Genomic DNA, 22,192 nt, shown 5'->3' on the forward strand with positions numbered 1-22,192 from the left:
CGGGCGCATGCTCGATTTGTCTCGCCCCTTAGTAATGGGAGTGATCAACACCACGCCCGATTCGTTTTCCGACGGCGGTACCTTGTTTCGCGGTGATCATCTGGACCCTGAGCTGGCCATAGAGCGGGCCCGGGACATGGTCGATGCTGGCGCTGCGATACTGGATATCGGCGGNGAATCAACGCGCCCGGGNGCAGCGCCGGTGAGTGCGCAACAAGAAATGGATCGGGTGTTACCACTGGTTGAGCGTATTACCGCTGAACTTGACGTAGTGATATCCATCGACACCAGTAGTCCGCAACTCATGACCGAGGCCGCTGCCCGGGGTGCCGGTTTGATTAACGACGTGCGGGCGCTACAGCGCGAGGGTGCACTGGAGGCGGCGCGCGACACGGGGTTGCCAGTCTGCCTGATGCATATGCAGGGCGAGCCGGATACGATGCAGGCGGCGCCGACATACGCCAACGTGGTGGATGAAGTCGACGCTTTTTTGGAAGCGCGGGTAGCCGCCTGTGAGGCGATAGGCATCCCCCGCGAACGTTTACTGCTGGATCCGGGATTTGGTTTTGGCAAGACCGTGGCGCACAATCTCTCGCTATTGGAAGGCCTGCCACGCCTAGCGGCGGCAGGTTTACCAATGCTGGTGGGCCTGTCGCGCAAGTCACTCATCGGCAAGTTGATTAACCGGGAGGTGGACGAGCGGGTGCCTGCAAGCCTGGCGCTGGCGGTGCTTGCCGTAGAGCGCGGGGCGGCAATAGTTCGCACCCACGATGTCGCACCGACCTGGGATGCGCTGGCCATGTGTGCCGCACTGAGGAGTTTGCAAGGGAATGACTAGAAAATATTTTGGCACGGACGGCATCCGCGGCGCTGTCGGTAGTGGTGCAATTACCCCCGACTTTATGCTCAAGCTGGGTTGGGCCAGCGGGAGGGTATTTGCGCGTCAATCCAGTGGCGGTCGCTGTACGGTAATTATTGGCAAGGACACCCGGGTGTCTGGCTACATGTTCGAGTCAGCTCTCGAGGCAGGCCTGGTAGCTGCGGGGGTGGATGTCAAACTGCTCGGACCGATGCCGACCCCTGCGGTGGCACTGATGACACAGACCCAGGCGGCGGATGCCGGCATTGTGATCAGCGCCTCACACAATCCGTTTTACGATAACGGGATCAAGTTTTTCTCGGCGGGAGGCTCCAAGCTGCCCGACGAAACAGAATTGGCGATCGAGGCGGAGTTGGATAAGGCGCTGGAGACCGTCGACTCCAAGGCGATCGGCAAGGTGGTTCGCCTGGACGATGCCGCCGGCCGCTACATTGAATTCTGCAAGTCGACCGTGCCAGAGGGCTTTAACCTTCGGGGCATGAAAATTGCCGTGGATTGCGCCCATGGGGCGACCTACCACATTGCTCCCAGCGTCTTCAGCGAACTGGGTGCAGAGGTGCTCACCCTGGGCGCCGAACCGGACGGTTTTAATATCAATGAAGGGGTGGGTTCCACCGATATGGCTGCCCTCGCTGAGCGCGTGGTGGCGGACCAGGCCGATCTGGGTATCGCCTTTGATGGCGATGGTGACCGGGTCTTGTTCGTCGATGCCAATGGCTATTTTGTCGATGGTGATGAGCTCATCTATGTGATCGCCTGCCATCGTCTCGCCACCGGGATCTCGGACGCGGGCGTCGTCGGAACGCTGATGTCCAATCTCGGTATGGAGGTGGCGCTGCGCGACCAGGGGCTGCAGTTCGCCAGGGCCCAGGTGGGTGATCGCTATGTTAAAGCGCTGATGGAGCAGGAAGGCTGGCACCTGGGTGGTGAATCATCGGGGCACATTATCTGTAGCGACATCACGACTACCGGCGACGGTGTGGTCGCTGCACTGCAGGTGCTCTATGCCATCAAGACTTCCGGACAGCCGCTGGCAGTGTTGCGTGCCGGCATGACGAAATACCCCCAGACTATGATTAACGTACGTATTGTCCAGAAGGTCGATCTCTCTGAGCACGAGGCGATTGGTGTCGCTGTAGCCGAAGTTGAGGAAACGCTGGGCTCGCGGGGCCGGGTGTTATTGCGCCCCTCCGGAACCGAGCCTGTCATACGGGTCATGGTTGAGGGCGAGGATGTCGCTGAGGTTGAGCGGCTGTGCTCTCAGCTTGCTGCAAAAGTAGAGGCAGTATTGGGATGAAGCGCCTTGCCACGACGCGGCAACTTGGTTAAGATTGCCGCCGCTTTTTGACCCGGGGGTGAGCATGCGCAGGCCGCTAGTAGCAGGAAACTGGAAAATGCATGGCTCTCGGGACAGTGTCGGCACGTTGCTGAACGGCTTGATGGCCCAGAGCGTCCCTGAGACTGTAGATGTCGCGGTATGCCCTACTTACGTGCACCTGGACCAGGCTGTCGCAGCCTGTGCCAACAGCGTTATTGCTGTTGGCGCTCAGGATTGCTGGCATGCTGAACCGGGTGCCTATACCGGAGATGTGGCGGCAGTGATGCTGAAAGAGCTGGGCTGTGAATGGGTGATTCTCGGACACTCCGAGCGCCGCAGCTACCACGCCGAGGCAGATGCGTTGATAGCGGCCAAATTGCAGGCGGCAGCGGCGGCAGGTTTAAAGCCGATTGTCTGTGTCGGTGAGACACTCGACCAGCGTGAATCGGGCGAGGCTGAGGCAGTGGTTGCAAGACAGTTGCGGGGCAGCCTTGAAGGTGCCGTTGGTACCGCAGGACTGGTCATCGCCTACGAGCCGGTCTGGGCGATTGGTACAGGTCTGACGGCCTCGCCAGAGCAGGCTCAGCAAATGCATGCGTTTATTCGCAAGCAACTGCAGGATCTGGGAGTGGATGCGCAGCAGACGCGTATTCTGTACGGTGGCAGCGTGAAGCCCGGTAATGCCGGCGAGCTGTTTGCCCAGGATGACATTGATGGCGCCCTTGTGGGCGGCGCGGCTCTGAAGGCCGAAGATTTTAACGCGATTATCGCGGCCGCAGGCTGAAGGCCTGACGGAACGATTGGAGCAGCCCGCTGGGGCTGAGAGGAAATGGAACAGATTATTTTGGTAGTACACCTCCTGGTAGCGCTGGCCATTATTGGCCTGATCATGCTGCAGCAGGGCAAGGGTGCGGATATGGGAGCCTCTTTTGGCGCCGGCGCTTCGCAGACCCTGTTCGGTAGCGACGGCAGCGGTAATGTACTGACTCGCGCTACCGCCTGGCTGACGACCCTGTTTTTCGCCACCAGCTTTGGTCTGGCCCTGATCGCCACCAATGCGGTAGCGCCCAGCAACGATTTGGGTATTGAAATTCCCGCGGCAAGCATGCAGGCTGAGCAGCCCGCCGCAGCCGAGGAACTGCCGGTGGTTGATGAAGACCTTCCCGCTGCAGTGGGAACGGCACAGGAAGCAGGCGAAGAGGATCTTCCCGACCTGAACTAAACAGACACGCCGAAGTGGTGGAATTGGTAGACACGCTATCTTGAGGGGGTAGTGAGCTATGCTCGTGCGGGTTCAAGTCCCGCCTTCGGCACCATCTAAAAGAAAGGGCTCCTATTCAGGGGCCCTTTTTTATTGCTACCGCAGCTACGCTGGCGCGTAGTACTCGTGTGGCCCGGGCCGGGCGCGTTAAGTCCCGCCTTCGGCACCATCTAAAAGAAAGGGCTCCTGATTCAGGGGCCTTTTTTTATTACTACCGCGGTTGCGCATTCGCGTGGTGCTCCTATTTTGTGGCATGCTGTTACGCCTGCGCCCATAAGGATCCATGGGCCGCCTTGTGCATTACGTTGTAATAGGAGTAAAAGGATGTTCTTCCTGCGATTGATCATTGTCGGCGCTATTGCCGCTCTCGCGATCCTATGAGCGTCTGTCTGCGGGTCGGTTGTGAACAGCCGCACAATGACTGGGTTGGGCCCCTGATTCAGTCGTTACGGAACTCGGCTGGTGTGGATCCAGCTTTCTTCGAGGAGCTGAGACTTGATAGCGGGTGCTGTCGATTGCAGGCAATACCTCCGAGTGTAGTTGTTGATTTCTCGTGAGCCGCTAGGGAAGTGAATGAGAATTTTCTGGTGCTGATATTTGTACTCAATCAAAACTGGGTCACAGAATTTTGATGAATGTTTGACCCGCCAGAATCTGCTGCTATTATTTTTGAAAAAATTAGCGAGCATTATCTGACTAAATGGCTCGCATACAACAGGGGCGATTGAAATGGATGTCAGTGTTGGCGCACGAACAGTGCGTTTGTTCTTCAGTGTTTTCTTCTTATTGTTTGTGCAACTCTTTGCTACCCAGCTGGCATATGCGCAGGGCAGCGGGGCTGCCACCGTACTGACTGCCGGACGAGCGGTCAACGACTCATTTTCAACGTCTGGCTGGAAGTACTACAAAATCACGGCCCAGGGGCGCCTGCGGGTTGATCTTTCTGAGCTCTCCGCCGATGTTGACCTCTACGTGAGAACCGGCGCCAAGCCAAATGCCAATGTGTACCAGTGCCGACCCTATCTCGGGTCCACGCTTGCTGAATCCTGTGTGCTCAATCTTAACCAGCGTCGAACCGTCTTTATTGGCGTTCGAGGCTATCAGAGCAGTAGTTTCAAGCTCCGAGCCCAGGTTATTCAACCCGTGGTTCAGCTACAGGAGAACCGCGGGCGGCGCGGTAATGTTGCCGCTAACTCCTGGTCTTTCTATAAAATCACCGCTGCAGGTGATATGAAGATCTCTGTTTTCAATATGACGGCTGATGTAGATGTCTACGTGCGTAGAGGCCGTAAGCCGAACCTCAATAACTTCAGTTGCTTCACGAATAACGCTGGACTCGCTGCAGAAGTGTGCCGAATGCGCAATGGACCCAACCCTCAAACGCTCTTTGTGGGTGTCCGGGGTAAGTCGAGCCGGGCCAGCTTTACCATTAAAGCCAAGCAGGAAACCACGTTTACTCCGACTGTGCTCTCCAATGACGTCCCGGTTTACAACAGTGTTGCTCAGGGAGCTTGGAGATATTACCGAATCGCGGGTACAGGCCGGCTCGACGTGCGGCTGGATAATCTGGATGCCGACGCTGACCTATATGTTAAGAAAGGAAATAACCCGCCCTCGACTTCCAACTTCGATTGCCAGTCGAGCCGCGCAGGTACGGAGGCAGATAGCTGTAATGTCACGCTTTCCGGCGGCCAGAGCGCTATTATCGGCGTATATGGGTTCCGGGCGGCTAACTATCGGCTGAGGGCGACGCTGCCTAGTTTCCAGCCAGGCGCACCTACCCAAATCTACAGCGGACAGGTCGTCAGCAACACAGTGACTCAGGACAATTGGCGTTACTATCGTATTACGGGGTCTGGTGAGTTGTCCGTTGACCTGTATAACTTAACCGCGGATGCCGACCTATATGTGCGCAAGGGGAATACTAATCCCACCATATCCGCTTACAGTTGCGCATCTAATAACCCAGGCTCTATTTCGGATAGCTGTTCAGTAACCCTGTCTAACGGGCAATCAGCAATTATTGGTGTCAAGGGCTTCTCTTCGGGAGCAACTGGATATTCATTGCGCGCTAATGTGGAGTCTCCGCAGAATAGTACGGATTTTACCGCTATTAGCATGAATCAGGTCCGCAGTAGTAGCGTCAGCCAGGATAGTTGGCAGTACTTCCGGTTGCGAACTTCCGGCGATGTCAGGGTGCGTCTCTATAATCTTTCAAACGACGCCGATCTATATGTGCGCGCCGGCGATTATCCTACGCTAGAGGTCAATGACTGCGTATCCGCCAGAGGCAGCACCGCTGCTGACGAGTGCACGGTAAATCTCGGAAGCGCCAACCAATACGTATATATAGGCGTGTTTGGGTACCGCAGTGCGAGCTTCTCGGTTCAGGCTACTCGCCCGTTTGGTGGCGGCGGTAACAGCGGCACATCGTCTATCAGGTTTGATATTGCCGATGGTTGTAACGACGGGTACCGGATTAACTATCGCTTTTTCGATCGGGACAACAACCTCAGGTGGCCCGCTGGCGGAGGGGTGTATTACACGTCAGCCCTCAATCAGACTTACACTTCTTATCTCAGCTGTGAGACTGGCGGCCTGGTCTGTTACGGTGCCGAGAGTAGCGATCAGTACTTTACCTGGGGCGTCGGCATTAATGACAACTCTGGCTGTACCGATTGTTGTATCACCTGTGAGGATGGCAACTCGCTGAGTCGTACGCTGGTTTGCGAATAGCGTCATGGCAATGACATCTGGAAAATTAGCGGCTACTGCCGCGGTAGTGGTGGTCGCAGCGGCGGGCGGTCTATGGCTTTCTCTTGGCGAACAAAGTGGTGATGAACGTGAAGCGGTGCGCGGCGCTGTACTGGCCGCAGATGCTGAGAGTTCTATCCACTCAAAGCCTGATGCACCGATAATCGAGGAGTTTGCGCCTGTGCCGAGCGGCAGTCAGGGTGATGGATTCGAAGTCAAATCGCTGGACCAGTTTGGCGTGATTGAATGGGATGATTTAATCCATCAGGCTGAACTGTCGTTTCGATCGTCGGGTTCGCTATCTGACGAGCTAGTCGCCGACATGGTTTTTTTGCTGCAGGCTGAACCAGACATTGCCCACTATCAGGCGTTGGGTGAGTTGCTGGCGTCGGAGTCTTATAATTCTGACGCCATCGAACAATTGGTTGATATTCTAGCCCAGGCCCAGACTTTGGAGTCTCTCACAACCGTGATGGACTGGCTCGAAACCTATCGTGGCGCGGATGCTCCTGATTTCGCAGTTGAGTCTGTAGACAGTATGTTGCAGAGCTATGCGAGCTTGCCCTGGGAGCCCGTCGAACGCGCCAAACTGGCAGAGACACTCGGCGTGCATTTGGAGCGGCAGACGACCCCTGAGCTGTTCTCCTCGGTTGCGAATACGTTGGCGTCACTAAATGACCCGGGAGCGCTGCCGTTCTTCTCTAACATTCTGGCGGCTGACCCTGCCATTTCTGACGGTTCCATTGCCGGTCGCCAGCAGGCGGTAACTGCCGCGATGGAGCAGTTGAAGTCCCCTGAACTTACCGTTGATCTGGCGCCCTATATGCTGGATCGGGAAAATCCCGCTATGGCAGAGGCGAGTCGCAATGCTGTAGTGAGTATCGGCGGTGTTGAGGGGCTTGAGGTCATTGTTACCTGGTCGGCGACGGTGCCGGACGAGGGGTATACCCTGGTCGTAGACACCGTAGAGGAATTTCTCGCTGTAAACACCGGGATGGCCGCCGCAGATCTTGCACCACTGGTGGATAGACAAAAGTTTGATTCGCCGCTTGTGCAGGGTTATCTCGACAGCATTAATTGATACCAGCGTCAGGGATTAACGTTCCCCTGCAAGCTGGACTCTCCCCCGTCACCACCTGAATCTGTGCTAGTCTGCGGCTGCCAGGCGCGCAGCGCACAGATAATCGCGGGACTCTACCAATGACTAATACATTCAATGCTCTTGTGGCGGAAGACGTTGAGGGCAAGGCGGTTGCCAGCCTGAAACAGATCAGTGACGCGGATTTGCCCGATTTGCCTGTTCTGGTTGAAGTCGCCTATTCCACTATCAATTACAAGGACGGCCTGGCGCTGACAGGCGCAGCACCGATTTGCCGTAAGCTGCCGCTGATTTGCGGCATTGATCTTGCCGGTACCGTGCTCGAATCTGCTGATCCTGCGTTCTCTGCCGGTGACAAGATATTGGTGAACGGGTATGGCCTGTCTGAGGTGCACAATGGCGGCTATAGCCAGCGGCAGCGGTTGAATCCCGATTGGATTGTGCGGGTGCCTGATAGCATGAGCCTGAGTGACACCATGGCACTGGGGACCGCCGGATACACCTCCATGCTTTGCGTACAGGGCTTGCAGGATCAGGGGGTGACCCCGGAAGACGGTCCGATCCTCGTGACGGGGGCAGCCGGCGGCGTTGGCTCGGTAGCGGTATCGCTGCTGGCGGGNCTGGGTTACGAGGTGCATGCCAGCACCGGCCGGGTGGAGGCGCAGGGTGATTTCCTGCGCGGTCTCGGCGCGAGTGCCCTGGTGCCACGGCAGGATCATGCTCGCGACAGCAAACCTCTCGAAAAGGAGCTCTGGGCCGGTGTGGTCGACACTGTGGGTGATAAGGTGTTGGCCACAGCAATTGCCCAGACCCGCTACGAGGGTGTGGTCACAGCCTGCGGGTTAGCTGGAGGGGCAGGACTGTCCAGTTCAGTGATGCCCTTTATCCTCCGCGGGGTCACATTACGGGGCATAGATTCGGTCATGGCCTCACAGACGCGCAGGCAGCGGGCATGGGATGCATTGGCTGAAACCATGAGCCGTGAGCACCTGGCATCGCTGTCCGCGACAGTGCCAATGAGCGGCCTTTTGGAGCTCGCGCCCAGCATCCTGGCGGGCGAGGTGGCGGGGCGTCTGATCGTGGACGTAAATGCCTGATTTTTGGCCAATTGCCGCCGGCAAAAATACCCTGAAAAAGAGTCCGAAATCCGGTTGACCCGGGTAGGGTCGATACCTATAATGCACAGCCTCGAATTTGGGGCGGGATGACGAGCCCGCCCTGATTGTGATTGCCGAGGGGCTTTCACAGCGAGACAGTTTTGATGCGGGGTGGAGCAGCCTGGTAGCTCGTCGGGCTCATAACCCGAAGGTCGTCGGTTCAAATCCGGCCCCCGCTACCAATACATGGTGCCAGCTCCAATTATTTTGGCACCGTGACGAAAAAGCCCCTTTTTAGGGGCTTTTTCGTTTGTGGAAAAAAGCTCCTGCCTGGGGCTTTTTCTGAATTTGAGAGAGGCCCGATGGCGAGCAAAGCGCAACAGATTGAGGAGTTACTGGCACCGACAGTGGAAGCGATGGGCTTCGAGCTGTGGGGGCTGGAGTATCTGTCTCAGGGCAGGCATACCCTGCTGCGCGTATACATCGAGCACGAAGACGGTATCTCTGTTGATCACTGTGCCGCTGTGAGTGAGCAGGTCAGCAGCGTACTGGATGTTGAGGACCCAATTACGGGGGAGTACACCCTGGAAGTGTCCTCACCCGGCATGGATCGGTTGCTGTTCAAGCTCGAGCAGTACTCGGCGTATGTCGGTGAGATGATAGAAATTCGCTTGCGCACGGCCTATGAAGGACGGCGCAAGTTTACAGGCATTCTAAAAGGGACCGAGGGCGAGGATGTGGTTGTCCATGTAGACGATCACGAATACCTGCTGCCCCACAGCGCGATTGAAAAAGCGCGTGTACAACCCCGCGTATAACGCGGCATTGAACTGGCGAGGCTAGAGATGACAAAGGAAATTCTGCTGGTAGCGGAGGCTGTCTCCAACGAGAAGGGCGTGTCCGAGGACATTATCTTCGAGGCGATTGAGCTGGCGTTGGCAACGGCTACCAAGAAGCGCTACGACGAAGAGTCCGATATCGAGGTCGCTATCGACCGCGCTACCGGCGACTACGTCACCAAGCGTCGCTGGCTGGTGGTTCCCGACGAGGAACTGGCGCTGCTGGGTACCCAGTTCACCACTGAAGAAGCCGCGGAGAAAGATACCTCCCTGGTTCCCGGTGACATCTACGAAGAAGTGGTCGAGAACGTCGGTTTTGGCCGCATTGCCGCGCAGACTGCCAAACAGGTGATCGTGCAGCGTGTCCGTGATGCCGAGCGCGCCCAGGTGGTTGAGCAATACATGGATCGGGTCGGCGAATTGGTTGCCGGCAGCGTGAAGAAAGTGACCCGCGATAACGTCATCGTAGACCTGGGCAACAACGCAGAGGGCCTGTTGCCCCGCGATCAGCTCGTGGGCCGTGAGACGTTTCGCGTCAATGATCGTGTCCGCGCCATTCTCAAGGAAATCAGCACAGAATCGCGTGGCCCGCAGCTGATCCTGAGCCGCGCCTGCCCTGAGATGCTGATCGAGCTGTTCAAGATCGAAGTGCCGGAAATTTCCGAAGAAGTGATTCAGATTCGCGCAGCGGCCCGTGATCCGGGTTCACGCGCCAAGATCGCGGTTAAAACCAACGACCAGCGCATCGATCCTGTCGGAGCCTGTGTCGGTATGCGCGGCTCGCGTGTTCAGGCGGTATCCAACGAACTGGACAACGAGCGCGTCGATATCGTGCTGTGGGACGACAACCCAGCGCAACTGGTGATTAATGCCATGGCACCCGCCGAGGTGGAATCCATTGTTGTCGATGAAGACTCCGGCACCATGGACGTCGCCGTATCGGAAGACAACCTGGCCCAGGCGATAGGTCGCTCAGGGCAGAACGTTCGCCTCGCGAGCGAGCTGACACAGTGGACCATTAACGTTATGAGCCTGGAAGAGGCCGCTGAGAAGCACGAGGCGGAAGCAGGCCAGGTGATTGGTGTGTTCTGCCAGCAGCTAGACGTTGACGAGGAAGTCGCCGAAATCCTGGTGGAAGAAGGCTTTACCACGCTCGAGGAAGTGGCTTACGTGCCGCTTGAAGAAATGACCGCTATCGAGGGCTTTGACGAAGACATCGCCGAAGAGCTTCGCGCGCGTGCCAAGGACGCACTGCTGACTCAGGCGATTGCTTCTGAAGAGCAGCTGGGCGCAGTTGAGCCCGCGGAAGATCTGCTGACCATGGACGGCATGGACCGTCATCTGGCCTTTATCCTGGCCAGCCGTGGCATCGTGACCATGGAAGACCTCGCCGAGCAGGGCGTGGAAGACATTGCAGACATTGAAGATATGACAGAGGAGCGTGCAGGTGAGTTGATCATGACTGCACGCGCACCCTGGTTTGCCGAGGCCGGTGAGTAATCCGGTAGACACGAGCAAGCATATACAGGGTATCGAGGAGAAGATTGCATGGCGCAAGTGACAGTACAGCAACTCGCAGAAGTCGTGGGAGCATCCACCGAGCGTCTGCTTACGCAGATGAAGGAAGCCGGCCTGCCCCATACTGACGCCGCGGAGGCTGTCTCAGATGAAGACAAGCAGACGCTGCTTGCCTTTTTAAAGCGCAGCCACGGTGAGTCCACCGATGCGCCCAAGCGCATTACGCTGAAGCGTAAAACGCTGAGCACGCTGAAGACATCCGGCTCACAAGGCAAAAAGACCGTGGCCGTTGAGGTGCGCAAGAAGCGTACTTATGTGAAGCGTGACCCGGCAGAGATTGAAGCCGAAGCGGCTGCCGCAGCAGAGGCAGCGGCCGAAGAAGCAGTAGCGGTCGAGAAGGCTGCAGAGGAAGCTGCTGCGGCTGAAGCCGCCGCGGCCGAAGCCGCTGAGGCTGCTGAGAAAGCTGCCGCAGAGGCAGCGGCTGCAGAAGCCGAAGCCGCCGAAGCAGAAGCCGAAGCAGCTGCAGCAGAGGCTGCAGCCCCGGCTGAAGACGCCGAGGTTGAGGAAGACCCCGCCAATATTGATCCTGAAGTTTTGCGTCAGCGCGCTGCCGCGCGCCGCAAGAAGCAGGAAGCTGAACAAGCTGCCGCCCGCAAGGCTGCACTGGAAGCAAAGAAAGCAGAAGAAGAGCGCAAGAAAGCCGAAGCTGCTGCCAAGGCCAAGGAAGCGGCCTCAAAAGACGCTACCAAGCGTCCCAAGCGTCTGCACGATGCACCCACCACAACGACCGTGGATCGCAAGAAGAAGCCGCATGCACGCCCTGATCGGAATGCGCCCCAGGGTCGCGGTAAGCAGCGCGGACACAATCTCTCGCTGTCAGATCTGGACCGGGCTGAGTCCGGCATGGGTCGCCGTCGCGGCCGCAAGAAGCTGAAAGCTGCCCACGAGGAGCATTCCAAGCACGGCTTTGAGCTCCCCACCGCGAAGAAAGCCGTAGAAGTAGAAGTGGGCGAAATGATCTCTGTGGGCGATCTCGCCGCGCAGATGTCGATCAAGGCCGGTGAAGTCATCAAGCAGCTTATGGGGCTTGGTGTGATGGCGACCATCAACCAGATGATTGACCAGGACACTGCCACGCTGGTCGTCGAGGAATTGGGCCACAGCGTTAAAGCTGTTAGTTCTGAAGCTCTGGAAGAGAGCCTGGAAGAATCCCTGGCTCAGCACGAAGGTACCGAGGAGTCTCGCGCGCCTGTGGTTACTGTTATGGGTCACGTCGACCACGGTAAGACTTCGCTGCTCGACTATATCCGCAAGAGCCATGTTGCCTCTGGCGAGGCCGGTGGTATTACCCAGCATATCGGTGCATACCACGTAGAAACCGATCACGGCATGATCTCGTTCCTCGACACTCCTGGCCACGCCGCGTTTACCGCGATGCGTGCCCGCGGTGCCAAGAGTACTGACATCGTGATTCTGGTCGTGGCGGCAGACGACGGCGTTATGCCCCAGACTGAAGAAGCGGTGAACCATGCTCGCGCAGCTGAAGTGCCTCTCATTGTTGCCGTGAACAAGATGGACAAAGAGGGCGCCGACCCCGATCGCGTTAAGAATGAGCTGGCAGCGAAAGATGTTATCCCTGAAGACTGGGGTGGCGATGTCCAGTTTATCCCCGTATCTGCGCTGACCGGTGAAGGTATTAGCGAACTTCTCGACGCGGTATTGCTGCAGTCTGAGATGCTCGAATTGACCGCTGCGCGCGACGTGCCTGCCCAGGGTATTGTGATCGAGTCACGCCTTGATAAGGGCCGTGGTTCGGTGGCGTCACTGCTGGTGCAGAGCGGCACCCTGCGTCAGGGCGACATCGTCCTGGCTGGCCTGCAATATGGCCGCGTGCGCGCCATGCTCGACGAAAACGGGCAGCCCATTAAAGAGGCCGGCCCGAGTATTCCGGTCGAGATTCTCGGCCTCGATGGCACACCGGACGCCGGTGATCAGTTCGCCGCGGTAGAGAACGAGCGCCAGGCGCGTGAGCTGGCCGACTTCCGTCAGGAGAAAAGCCGCGATACCAAGTTGGCCCGTCAGCAGGCGGCCAAGCTGGATAATATGTTTGAAGCTATGGGTGCCGGCGATCGCAAGACCCTCAACGTGGTGGTCAAGGCCGACGTGCGCGGATCCCTGGAAGCGATCCAGGCTTCACTGCTCGACCTTGGCAACGACGAGGTACAGGTAAACATTGTATCGGGCGGTGTCGGTGGTATTACCGAAACTGACGTTACTCTGGCGATTACCTCCAATGCAGTCATGTTTGGCTTCAACGTCCGTGCCGATGCCTCGGCCCGTAAAGTGGTTGAGAACGAAGGCGTCGACCTGCGTTACTACAATGTCATCTACGACCTGCTGGACGATGTGAAGTCGGCCCTGTCAGGCATGCTGGCACCGGAATTGCGCGAAGAAATCGTGGGTATTGCCGAAGTGCGCGATGTGTTCCGTTCGCCGAAGTTTGGCCAGATCGCTGGCTGCATGGTCACCGAAGGTACCGTTTACCGTTCCAAGCCCATCCGCGTACTGCGCGACAGCGTGGTGATTTATGAAGGTGAGCTGGAATCCCTGCGCCGCTTCAAGGACGACGCTAATGAAGTCCGTAATGGCATGGAATGTGGTATCGGCGTGAAGAACTACACAGACGTGAAGGTCGGCGACCAGATTGAAGTGTACGAAGTGAAGGAGATTGCGCGCTCGCTGTAAGCGAGTGCCGCAGCTGTCATGGCCAAGGAATACGCCAGAACCCAGCGCGTTGCAGATTATCTGCAGCGGGAACTGGCGGCGCTGATCCAGCACGAAGTGCGCGACCCCAGGGTGGGTATGGTCAGCATCACGGGCGTCGATGTCAGCAAGGACCTCGGTCACGCCCGGGTCTACTATACTTCGATGGATTCCAATTCCTCGACAGAGGCAGAGGAGACTACCGAGGCACTGAACCGCGCTGCAGGCTTTTTGCGCAGTCAGCTGTCCCGCGATAGCAGCATGCGCCGCCTGCCTTCACTGCGATTTTATTTCGATTCCAGTGTGGGCCGTGGCCGACATCTGGAAGACCTGATCCAGCGCGCTGCCAAAGCTGACGAAGAGCTCGGCTTGCGCGATGGCGAAGGGGAGCAGTAAACGGTGGCAAGGCGCCGCCGTGGCAGACCGATTGATGGCATTCTGGTTTTGGATAAGCCCCTGGGGCTGAGTTCCAACCGAGCGCTGCAAACGGCCAAACATTTGTATTTCGCCGCCAAGGCCGGGCACACAGGTAGCCTAGATCCGCTGGCGACAGGGGTATTACCCCTGTGCTTTGGTGAGGCCACCAAGTTTTCCCAGTATTTGCTGGATGCAGACAAGGCCTATACCAGTACGTTTACGCTGGGCACCGCAACCGCCAGTGGCGATGCCGATGGCGAAATATTTGAGCAAATGGATGCCAGCCACATTAGTGAGTGCGATGTGGCGACAGCATTGGAACAGTTTCGAGGTGAGATCGAACAGGTCCCCTCGATGTACTCGGCCCTGAAGAAGGACGGGCAGCCGCTTTACAAGCTGGCGCGTCAGGGGATCGAGGTGGAGCGTAAGTCGCGTCGGGTGGTAATCAAACAGCTGGAGCTCCGTGAATTCAGACCCGGTGCAGCGCCTGAAGTGGATGTTTATATCGAGTGTACCAAGGGTACCTATGTACGCTCGATCGCCGAAGACCTGGGTAAGGCTCTTGAGTGTGGTGCGTTTGTCAGCGCACTGCGTCGCACCAAGGCAGGACCGTTCACACTGGATGACAGTGTGACGTTGCAGACGCTGGAAGCCCTCAAGGAGAATGAGGAGCTGCGGCAAATGGACGAGCTGCTTATGCCGGCCGATGCCGCATTGGAGGCCATGCCGCTGGTGCGGCTGAGTGAGTCCAGTGGATATTACATGCGCCAGGGCCAACCGGTCATGGTGCCAAACGCGCCCTGTGATGGTATGGTGCGCGTCGCTCTGGAAACCGGTGAGTTTTTGGGCATTGGAGAGATATTGGACGATGGGCGCGTGGCGCCGCGTCGTCTAGTGGTGGCCGCACAATAATATTGTCAGCTCACCACCCGGGGCAAGGATGCGCCGGCATTGGCCTTAGGCCAATGAAAGCCCTGAAGTTGCAAGAAAGCCCACGCGGTTTCGCCAGCATTTTCAGGGCGTGCAGCGCATCAGGCAGGACGCCGATTGCGGTGCTTGGTAGATAGTTGCCCACTGAGGGCAACGCGAACCTGTCTGTTAATCTGCACGGACAGGCTCTTTTTATAGGAAGGGTGGTTCGCCACCTGAGGCAGATTATTCAAGAGGAATAGAAAATGGCTTTGAACGCTGAACAGAAAGCAGCAATCGTAAATGAGTACCAGGTAGGCGAAGGCGACACTGGTTCCCCGGAAGTACAGGTAGCTCTGCTCACTGCAAACATCGAGCAGCTCCAGGGGCACTTCAAGTCGCACAAGCACGACCACCACTCCCGCCGCGGCCTGATCCGCATGGTAAACCAGCGTCGTAAATTGCTGGATTACCTCAAGCGCAAAGATGCAGCGCGCTACACTGACCTGATCAAACGACTCGGTCTGCGTCGCTAAGCATTACCCACTTCCGGGGCCAAGGGGCCCCGGTTGTCATATTTGGAATTGGAGAAAAAAGTGAATCCTGTAACTAAGACTTTCCAGTACGGTGGACAGACCGTCACTCTGGAAACCGGCCGCATCGCCCGTCAGGCGACTGGTTCGGTTCTGGTGACCGTCGAGAATACCTCAGTACTGTGTACCGTTGTCGCGGAGAAGACCCAGCGCGAAGGTCGCGACTTCTTCCCCCTGGCTGTCCACTACGTTGAGAAAACCTACTCTGTAGGCAAAATCCCCGGCGGCTTCTTCAAGCGTGAAGCACGTCCCAGCGAGAAAGAGACTCTGACGTCCCGCTTGATCGACCGCCCGATTCGTCCGTTGTTCCCCGACGGCTTTATGAATGAAGTACAGGTTGTCTGCACTGTTATGTCCGCAGACAGCAGCATCGACCCTGACATCCCCGCGATGATCGGTACCTCGGCTGCGCTGGCGATCTCCGGTGCGCCGTTCAACGGCCCCATCGGCGGTGCGCGTGTTGGCTTTAGCGAAGACACGGGCTACATGCTCAACCCCACTTACGAACAGCTGGCTGAAAGCAAGCTGGACATGGTGGTTGCCGGTACTACAGACGCGGTGCTCATGGTTGAATCGGAAGCCAAAGAGCTGACCGAAGACCAGATGTTGGGTGCGGTACTTTACGCCCACCAGGAAATGCAGACCGTGATCCAGGCGATCAACGAACTGGCCGCTGAAGCTGGCAAGCCCAAGTGGGAGTGGCAGGCGCCTGCTGTGAACGAAGAGTTGCTGACTGCCGTTGAAAACCAGGTGAAAGCAGATCTGGGCGATGCCTACCGCATCACCGAGAAGTCTGAGCGCTACGCTCGCGTCGGCGAAATTCGCGACGCGGCGGTAGAAGCACTGGTCACTGAAGAAGGTCCCTCAGCTGACGAAGTGAAGGAGCTGTTCAAGAAGATCGAAAAGAACCTGGTGCGCAAGCGCATCCTGGCGGGCGAGCCCCGCATCGATGGTCGCGACACCCGTACTGTTCGCGCGATTGCCTGTGAAGTTGACGTACTGTCCAAGGTTCACGGTTCTGCGCTGTTTACCCGTGGTGAAACCCAGGCCATCGGTGCCGTTACCCTCGGCTCCACTCGCGATGCACAGATCATCGACGCGCTGGAAGGCGAGCGTCGCGATCCGTTCATGCTGCACTACAACTTCCCTCCCTACTCAGTGGGTGAAGCGGGTCGTGTAGGCTTTACCAGCCGTCGTGAGATTGGTCATGGCCGTCTGGCACGTCGCGGTCTGGCTGCAGTACTTCCCGGTGAAGAAGAATTCCCCTACACCGTTCGCGTTGTATCCGAGATCACTGAATCCAACGGTTCCAGCTCTATGGCTTCCGTCTGTGTCGGTTCTATGTCGCTGATGGCGGCTGGCGTACCTCTGAAGGCGCCGGTAGCAGGTATTGCGATGGGCCTGGTGAAAGACGGCAATCAGTTTGCCGTACTGACCGATATCCTGGGTGACGAGGATCACCTGGGCGACATGGACTTCAAAGTAGCCGGTACCTCTGAAGGTGTTACTGCGCTGCAGATGGACATCAAGATCGAAGGTATCACTGCCCAGATCATGGAAACCGCTTTGGAACAGGCACAGCAGGCACGTCTGCACATCCTGGGCCAGATGAACGAAGTGATCTCTGAAGGTCGCCAGGTGACTTCACCTAACGCGCCTTCTATGGTGACCCTGAAGATCGACTCCGACAAGATCCGCGACGTAATCGGCAAAGGTGGCGCGACTATCCGCTCCATTACCGAAGAATCGGGCGCTACTGTCGACATCGACGACGACGGCACTGTGAAGATCTTCGGCCAGAATCAGGAAGCTCGCGACAAGGCGGTAGCCATGGTCGAAGAGATTACTGCTGAAGCAGAAGTCGGTGCGGTTTACACCGGTACTGTTGCCCGCATCGTTGATTTCGGTGCGTTCGTTACTATCCTGCCTGGCAAAGATGGCCTGGTACACATCTCTCAGATCGCCAATGAGCGTGTGGAGAATGTATCTGACCACCTGAGCGAAGGTCAGGAAGTACAGGTGAAAGTACTAGACGTAGACCAGCGCGGCCGCATCAAGCTCTCCATCAAGGAATTGCTGGAAGATGAGGCTGTCGAAGATTCTGCTGAAGACGCTGCCGAAGACTAAGCGCAGTCAGCAAGTTTACGAAAGGGCGTGCATAGCACGCCCTTTTTTATGTCTTACGGTGCCTGCTTGCCCAGCTTTTGCTCGCAATCACGCGTGAAATGAATTACAAAATAGCCTTGTTCCAGGGATACATCAGGTTGCGGGATGCCGCCTTCTAGAAACGCTCCGTGTCCGTGCGGAAGTGGAAAAAAATACAAGCGTTGCTGCCTCGCCGGCGGAGAATTTGAAAACGCAGGTCAGGAGACAATCTCCAATAATGACGTCATCAAGATCGCCAAGACAGCGCTGGATCTGGGCGACACTGCGCGCGCGTCCAAGGTGCTGCAGCCCCTGCTGGAAAAGACCAAGGCGTCGCCAGAGGTGATTACCCTGGCTGCGTCAGTGGCCATGCGGGCGAACGACTATGACAATGCCTGCGCGCTAATGGCGCGCGCGATCAAGGCGCGCCCCAATGACCCCAATTACTTTTACAACTACGGTACGGCGCTGAGCATTGCCGGGCGTAAGACCGAAGCACTGGAGGCCTTTAATCGGGCCCTGAAAATCAATCCTGATCTGTTGATTGTGTATCCGAACCGCGGCCATACGCTGCGTGATCTGGGTCGTTCTGCGGAAGCTGTTGAAAGCTACCTGAAGGTGTTTGGCGCAGCCAATGTCGACTTGGCGACCATGAGCCAGATACTGCTCAGCATGCACATGTTCTCGCAGTCCGATCACCAGCTGCTGTTCAATATGCACCGGCAACTCGCAGTAGCGATAAGCAAAGCCAATCCTCGGCTGGAGCAGAATCGCACCATTGATTCGGGTAAGAAAATTCGCATTGGTTATCTCTCTCCGCGCTTCTCCCGGGAGATTGTCGGGTACTTTTTTAAACCTTTGTTTGATCATCATGACCGCGAGCGTTTCGAAGTGTACCTCTACAATGTCACTCCCCGCACAGATGAACTGACAGAGTACTTCAGGGAGCGCGCTGATGCCTGGATAGACGTGGGTAAACTGTCTGATCAGGCCGCTGCCCAGCGGATTGTCGACGATGGTATCGACGTGCTGGTTGATCTTGCCGGCCACGCTCCGGAGAACCGCATTGGCATTATGGCCCGGAAGCCAGCGCCCGTGCAGGTGTCAATGCTCGACTACTTCGACACCACTGGTCTGGATACGATGGACTATTACGTCAGTGATGCGTTTTCCTCGCCACCCGATAGCGCTCAGCAATTCACCGAGGAATTGCTGTTATTGGATCAGCCGCGACTGGTCTATGAGGCGCCTGACTATGCGCCTGAGCCGGTATTCAATACGGCAATGGATGCGCCTCTCGTTTTCGGCTCCTTTAACCGACACCACAAGATGGTGCCCCACGTGATCGCCACTTGGTGCGCGCTGCTGAATGGCGTACCGGGATCGAGGTTGGTTCTAAAGGGCTCAGCATTTGGTGAGGCGGATTCCCAGACGGTGTTCCTGGAGCGCTTTGCAGAGCACGGTATCGGGGCTGAACGCATCGAGTTTCGTGGAATCTCACCCCACGCCGAGATGTTTGCCGAATATGGCGACATCGATATTGCTCTGGATACCTTTCCCTATAACGGCGGATTGACCACCTGTGAATCCCTGTGGATGGGCACGCCCGTGCTCACCTTGCTCGGCGAGCGCATCATCAGTCGCCAGACCGCCGGGATGTTGGCGAGCCTGGAAATAGAAGGCTTTACTGCCAGTGATGAGGAAGAGTTCGTCCGCCTGGGACAATATTGGTCAGAGCATCGCGAAGAACTTCTGGCCCTGCGCCAGGGGCTGCGGCCGAAAATGGTCGGGAGCCCGCTCACGAGTGCGGCGAGCTACACGGCAGATTTCGAACAGAAACTTTTATCGCGGGTGTAAGGATAGGGGGCTAACGCCCCCAAGATATTCAACCAGGCCGATTAGCCACCAGGTTATCGACAACGGAGGGGTCCGCCAACGTGCTGGTGTCGCCCAGGCTGTCCAGTTCATTCTCGGCGATCTTGCGGAGAATACGGCGCATGATTTTGCCCGAGCGGGTTTTGGGTAAACCCGGTGCCCACTGAATGATGTCCGGCTTGGCAATAGGGCCGATTTCCTTCACGCACAGCGCAATGAGTTCCTGGCGAAGTTCTTCGCTGGGCTCTACGCCCTGCATGGGTGTGACGTAGGCATAAATGCCCTGCCCCTTGATGTCATGGGGGAAGCCCACCACGGCCGCTTCGGCAATCTCCTCGTGTAACACCAGTGCGCTTTCGACCTCCGCGGTACCCATACGGTGGCCAGACACATTGAGTACATCGTCGACCCGACCGGTAATCCAGTAGTAGCCGTCTTCATCACGCGTGGCGCCGTCGCCCGTGAAGTAGTAGCCCGGGTAGTTAATGAAGTAGGTATCAATCAGTCGCTTGTGGTCACCGAATACGGTGCGTATCTGGCTTGGCCAGGAGCGCTTGACGACCAGGTAGCCCGCGCCGGGTCCCTCGATTTCGGAGCCGTCTTCGTTGAGCAGTGCCAACTCTACGCCGAAAAAAGGGAAGGTGGCGGAGCCCGGCTTCAACGGCACAGCGCCAGGCAGTGGTGTAATCATGTGGGCGCCTGTTTCGGTCTGCCACCAGGTATCGATGATCGGACAGCGGCCGTCACCGACGACGCGGTGGTACCACTCCCAGGCTTCTGGATTGATTGGCTCACCCACAGTGCCCAGCAGCCGCAGGCTGACGCGTGATGCGCGCGCTACCGGCTCATCGCCGACGGCCTGCAGGGCGCGAATGGCGGTAGGCGCCGTGTAGAACGTATTCACCTGGTGCTTGTCGACGACTTCCCAGCAGCGGCCTGCGTCGGGGTAGGTGGGTACGCCCTCGAACATCAATGAAATGGCACCATTAGCCAGAGGGCCGTACACAATATAGGTATGCCCGGTTACCCAGCCCACATCGGCGGTACACCAGTAGATCTCGCCATCGCGATAGTCGAAGACGTATTTGAAGGNCATGGCGGCCTGCAGCAGGTAGCCGCCCGTGGTGTGCAGAACCCCTTTGGGTTTGCCGGTTGATCCAGAGGTGTAAAGAATAAACAGCGGGTCCTCGGCATCCATGGACTCCGGCTCGCAGTCGGTGCTCTGACCGTCCACCAGCTCGTGATACCAGACGTCGCGGTCTGCGTTCCAGGCGACATCGCCACTGGTACGCTCCACCACCAGACAGGTATGCACGTTGGGACAGGTTTCGAGAGCCTTGTCGGCGTTAACCTTGAGTGGCACCTTGCGGCCACCGCGCACACCTTCATCGGCGGTGATGACGGTCTGACAGTCGGAGNCGAGGATGCGATCCTTGAGGGCTTCCGGGGAAAATCCGCCGAAGACAATAGAGTGCACGGCCCCGATGCGTGTACAGGCCAGCATGGCGTAAGCGGCCTCGGGAATCATCGGCATGTAAATGCACACGCGATCGCCTTTTTTGACGCCGCGTGATTTGAGCGCGTTGGCGAGTTTGCAGACGTGATCTTTCAGTTCAGCGTACGTGATGTGTTTGCTGTCAGCGGGGTCGTCACCTTCCCAGATCAGGGCGGTCTGGTCGGCGCGCTCGGGAAGGTGTCGATCGACACAGTTGTAGCTGACGTTCAGCTTGCCGCCGGCAAACCAGGCGGCTTCGCCTTTGACGAAGTCGTAGTCCATGACCTTGTCCCAGGGCTGGTCCCAGGACAGGAAGTCATTGGCCATCTGGGAAAAGAAGCCATCGGGGTCGTCGATGGAGCGCTGGTACATGGCCTTGTAGGTGTCGGCATCGATGTGCGCATCCTTGAAGTTGGCGGGTACCGGGTGGGTCGGAAACTCGGACATGGTTGTCCTCCGTGGTTATTCTTTCAGTGGATTCTGGATTCTACTGTTACGCCAGTGCATGGCAAGCCGACTAAGGTCTAAGGTCTGCCAGATGACTTCTTTCAGGCTAACCGTGAATGAGCGGCGGCATAGCACTACTACGCGGCCACGCGCTCCACTCCGGCGGCTGCGGCCGCGGGGCAACTCGGGGTGGGATTGCTGCGCAATTCTCAAGCATCCCTCAAACACTTCTCGGAGAAAGTTCTAAGCTGTCTTTGTTGCGCATAAGCGTGGACTGACAGGAGGATGGGTTTAGGCTAATCGTGAATGAGCTGTGGCTTAGCCCTTCTACGCGGCCACGTGCTCCACTCCAGCGGCTGCGGCCGCGGGGCAACTCGGGGTGGGATTGCTGCGCAATCCTCAAGCAGCCCTCAAACACTCCCCACGGAAAGCCCTCCGCCGCCTCCGCTGCGCACAAGCGTGACCTGAAGGCTTCGAAGCGCTAAACCACAGCTCATTCACTCTTCCTGGATATAAGATAGAGCCCATGACTGGCGCACTACTTGTCAGTAGCCGGGGCAGGAGCGGGGGCGCAGTAAGTCTTCCCGGGATCGTCGGGAGCCATGGATGGTGCGGCCGGCGCTCCGGGACGCCGAAGCGTGCCATGGAGGGCCTTGAGGTGGTCCCGGGGAGGCTTACTGCGTTCCCGATCCGTGTCGTCTAAAAGAGACCACGATGATCACCGAGATTTTGCCTTACGTTGAGCGTGTGCGCCGTTTTGGGGACGGTCACCTAAGACCATT

At 57.6% G+C, this 22,192-nt stretch carries 16 protein-coding genes and 2 tRNA genes; 17 read left to right on the top strand and 1 reads right to left on the bottom strand.

Annotated features, from left to right (window positions below; genetic code table 11):
- Positions 1–7 precede the first annotated feature (7 nt).
- From folP to A3709_RS22200, 17 genes are all read left to right on the top strand, one after another.
- Positions 8–838 (top strand): dihydropteroate synthase, encoded by an 831-nt coding sequence (gene folP, locus A3709_RS22120; RefSeq protein WP_369795178.1) that lies wholly within the window; start codon positions 8–10, stop codon positions 836–838.
- Positions 831–2,177 (top strand): phosphoglucosamine mutase, encoded by a 1,347-nt coding sequence (glmM, locus tag A3709_RS22125; RefSeq protein ID WP_066059854.1) that lies wholly within the window; start codon positions 831–833, stop codon positions 2,175–2,177. Before folP ends, glmM begins: the two co-directional genes overlap by 8 nt.
- Positions 2,178–2,241: 64 nt before the next feature.
- A complete protein-coding gene (tpiA, locus tag A3709_RS22130; protein ID WP_066059856.1) occupies positions 2,242–2,982 on the top strand; it encodes a triose-phosphate isomerase in 741 nt (246 codons plus the stop codon).
- Positions 2,983–3,027: 45 nt separating this feature from the next.
- Entirely contained in the window at positions 3,028–3,420 is a 393-nt protein-coding gene (gene secG, locus A3709_RS22135) for a preprotein translocase subunit SecG (protein WP_066059858.1), read from the top strand.
- Positions 3,421–3,428: 8 nt separating this feature from the next.
- Positions 3,429–3,514: transfer RNA gene (locus tag A3709_RS22140), tRNA-Leu, on the top strand.
- Positions 3,515–4,188: 674 nt separating this feature from the next.
- A complete protein-coding gene (locus A3709_RS22145) occupies positions 4,189–6,195 on the top strand; it encodes a pre-peptidase C-terminal domain-containing protein (protein WP_066059861.1) in 2,007 nt (668 codons plus the stop codon).
- A 4-nt stretch (positions 6,196–6,199) separates the two neighbouring features.
- Positions 6,200–7,294, top strand: coding sequence for a hypothetical protein (locus A3709_RS22150; RefSeq protein WP_156507910.1), 1,095 nt, complete (start codon positions 6,200–6,202; stop codon positions 7,292–7,294).
- A 119-nt stretch (positions 7,295–7,413) separates the two neighbouring features.
- The gene (locus A3709_RS22155) at positions 7,414–8,409 is read left to right on the top strand and encodes an MDR family oxidoreductase (protein WP_066059864.1); all 996 of its coding nucleotides are present in this window, start codon (positions 7,414–7,416) and stop codon (positions 8,407–8,409) included.
- A gap of 165 nt (positions 8,410–8,574) precedes the next feature.
- Positions 8,575–8,651 (top strand) — tRNA-Met (locus tag A3709_RS22160).
- 120 nt (positions 8,652–8,771) lie between these two features.
- A complete protein-coding gene (gene rimP, locus A3709_RS22165) occupies positions 8,772–9,227 on the top strand; it encodes a ribosome maturation factor RimP (protein ID WP_066059866.1) in 456 nt (151 codons plus the stop codon).
- A 27-nt stretch (positions 9,228–9,254) separates the two neighbouring features.
- The gene (gene nusA / locus A3709_RS22170; RefSeq protein ID WP_066059868.1) at positions 9,255–10,748 is read left to right on the top strand and encodes a transcription termination factor NusA; all 1,494 of its coding nucleotides are present in this window, start codon (positions 9,255–9,257) and stop codon (positions 10,746–10,748) included.
- A 48-nt stretch (positions 10,749–10,796) separates the two neighbouring features.
- Entirely contained in the window at positions 10,797–13,511 is a 2,715-nt protein-coding gene (gene infB / locus A3709_RS22175) for a translation initiation factor IF-2 (RefSeq protein WP_066059870.1), read from the top strand.
- Positions 13,512–13,529: 18 nt separating this feature from the next.
- On the top strand, positions 13,530–13,925 hold the full coding sequence (gene rbfA / locus A3709_RS22180) for a 30S ribosome-binding factor RbfA (protein ID WP_066059871.1): 396 nt from the start codon (positions 13,530–13,532) through the stop codon (positions 13,923–13,925).
- A 3-nt stretch (positions 13,926–13,928) separates the two neighbouring features.
- A complete protein-coding gene (gene truB / locus A3709_RS22185; protein WP_066059873.1) occupies positions 13,929–14,858 on the top strand; it encodes a tRNA pseudouridine(55) synthase TruB in 930 nt (309 codons plus the stop codon).
- 263 nt (positions 14,859–15,121) lie between these two features.
- Positions 15,122–15,391: a 30S ribosomal protein S15 gene (gene rpsO / locus A3709_RS22190; RefSeq protein ID WP_066059875.1), complete on the top strand. Its 270-nt coding sequence runs from the start codon at positions 15,122–15,124 to the stop codon at positions 15,389–15,391.
- 60 nt (positions 15,392–15,451) lie between these two features.
- On the top strand, positions 15,452–17,575 hold the full coding sequence (pnp, locus tag A3709_RS22195; RefSeq protein ID WP_066059879.1) for a polyribonucleotide nucleotidyltransferase: 2,124 nt from the start codon (positions 15,452–15,454) through the stop codon (positions 17,573–17,575).
- Between the two features lie 144 nt (positions 17,576–17,719).
- Positions 17,720–19,450 (top strand): tetratricopeptide repeat protein, encoded by a 1,731-nt coding sequence (locus tag A3709_RS22200; RefSeq protein ID WP_066059881.1) that lies wholly within the window; start codon positions 17,720–17,722, stop codon positions 19,448–19,450.
- Between the two features lie 28 nt (positions 19,451–19,478).
- Here A3709_RS22200 and acs read toward each other — a convergent pair whose 3' ends face one another.
- The gene (acs, locus tag A3709_RS22205; RefSeq protein ID WP_066059883.1) at positions 19,479–21,410 is read right to left on the bottom strand and encodes an acetate--CoA ligase; all 1,932 of its coding nucleotides are present in this window, start codon (positions 21,408–21,410) and stop codon (positions 19,479–19,481) included.
- Positions 21,411–22,192 lie beyond the last annotated feature (782 nt).

The organism is Halioglobus sp. HI00S01 (assembly GCF_001635445.1).
GTDB lineage: Bacteria > Pseudomonadota > Gammaproteobacteria > Pseudomonadales > Halieaceae > Halioglobus > Halioglobus japonicus.

Excerpts from the sequence above, each read along its gene's own strand:
- rbfA (WP_066059871.1), top strand. The coding sequence starts at position 13,530 with ATGGCCAAGGAATACGCCAGAACCCAGCGCGTTGCAGATTATCTGCAG.
- A3709_RS22150 (WP_156507910.1), top strand. The coding sequence starts at position 6,200 with ATGGCAATGACATCTGGAAAATTAGCGGCTACTGCCGCGGTAGTGGTG.
- nusA (WP_066059868.1), top strand. The coding sequence starts at position 9,255 with ATGACAAAGGAAATTCTGCTGGTAGCGGAGGCTGTCTCCAACGAGAAG.
- rimP (WP_066059866.1), top strand. The coding sequence starts at position 8,772 with ATGGCGAGCAAAGCGCAACAGATTGAGGAGTTACTGGCACCGACAGTG.
- secG (WP_066059858.1), top strand. The coding sequence starts at position 3,028 with ATGGAACAGATTATTTTGGTAGTACACCTCCTGGTAGCGCTGGCCATT.
- tpiA (WP_066059856.1), top strand. The coding sequence starts at position 2,242 with ATGCGCAGGCCGCTAGTAGCAGGAAACTGGAAAATGCATGGCTCTCGG.
- rpsO (WP_066059875.1), top strand. The coding sequence starts at position 15,122 with ATGGCTTTGAACGCTGAACAGAAAGCAGCAATCGTAAATGAGTACCAG.
- A3709_RS22200 (WP_066059881.1), top strand. The coding sequence starts at position 17,720 with ATGCCGCCTTCTAGAAACGCTCCGTGTCCGTGCGGAAGTGGAAAAAAA.
- infB (WP_066059870.1), top strand. The coding sequence starts at position 10,797 with ATGGCGCAAGTGACAGTACAGCAACTCGCAGAAGTCGTGGGAGCATCC.
- A3709_RS22145 (WP_066059861.1), top strand. The coding sequence starts at position 4,189 with ATGGATGTCAGTGTTGGCGCACGAACAGTGCGTTTGTTCTTCAGTGTT.
- glmM (WP_066059854.1), top strand. The coding sequence starts at position 831 with ATGACTAGAAAATATTTTGGCACGGACGGCATCCGCGGCGCTGTCGGT.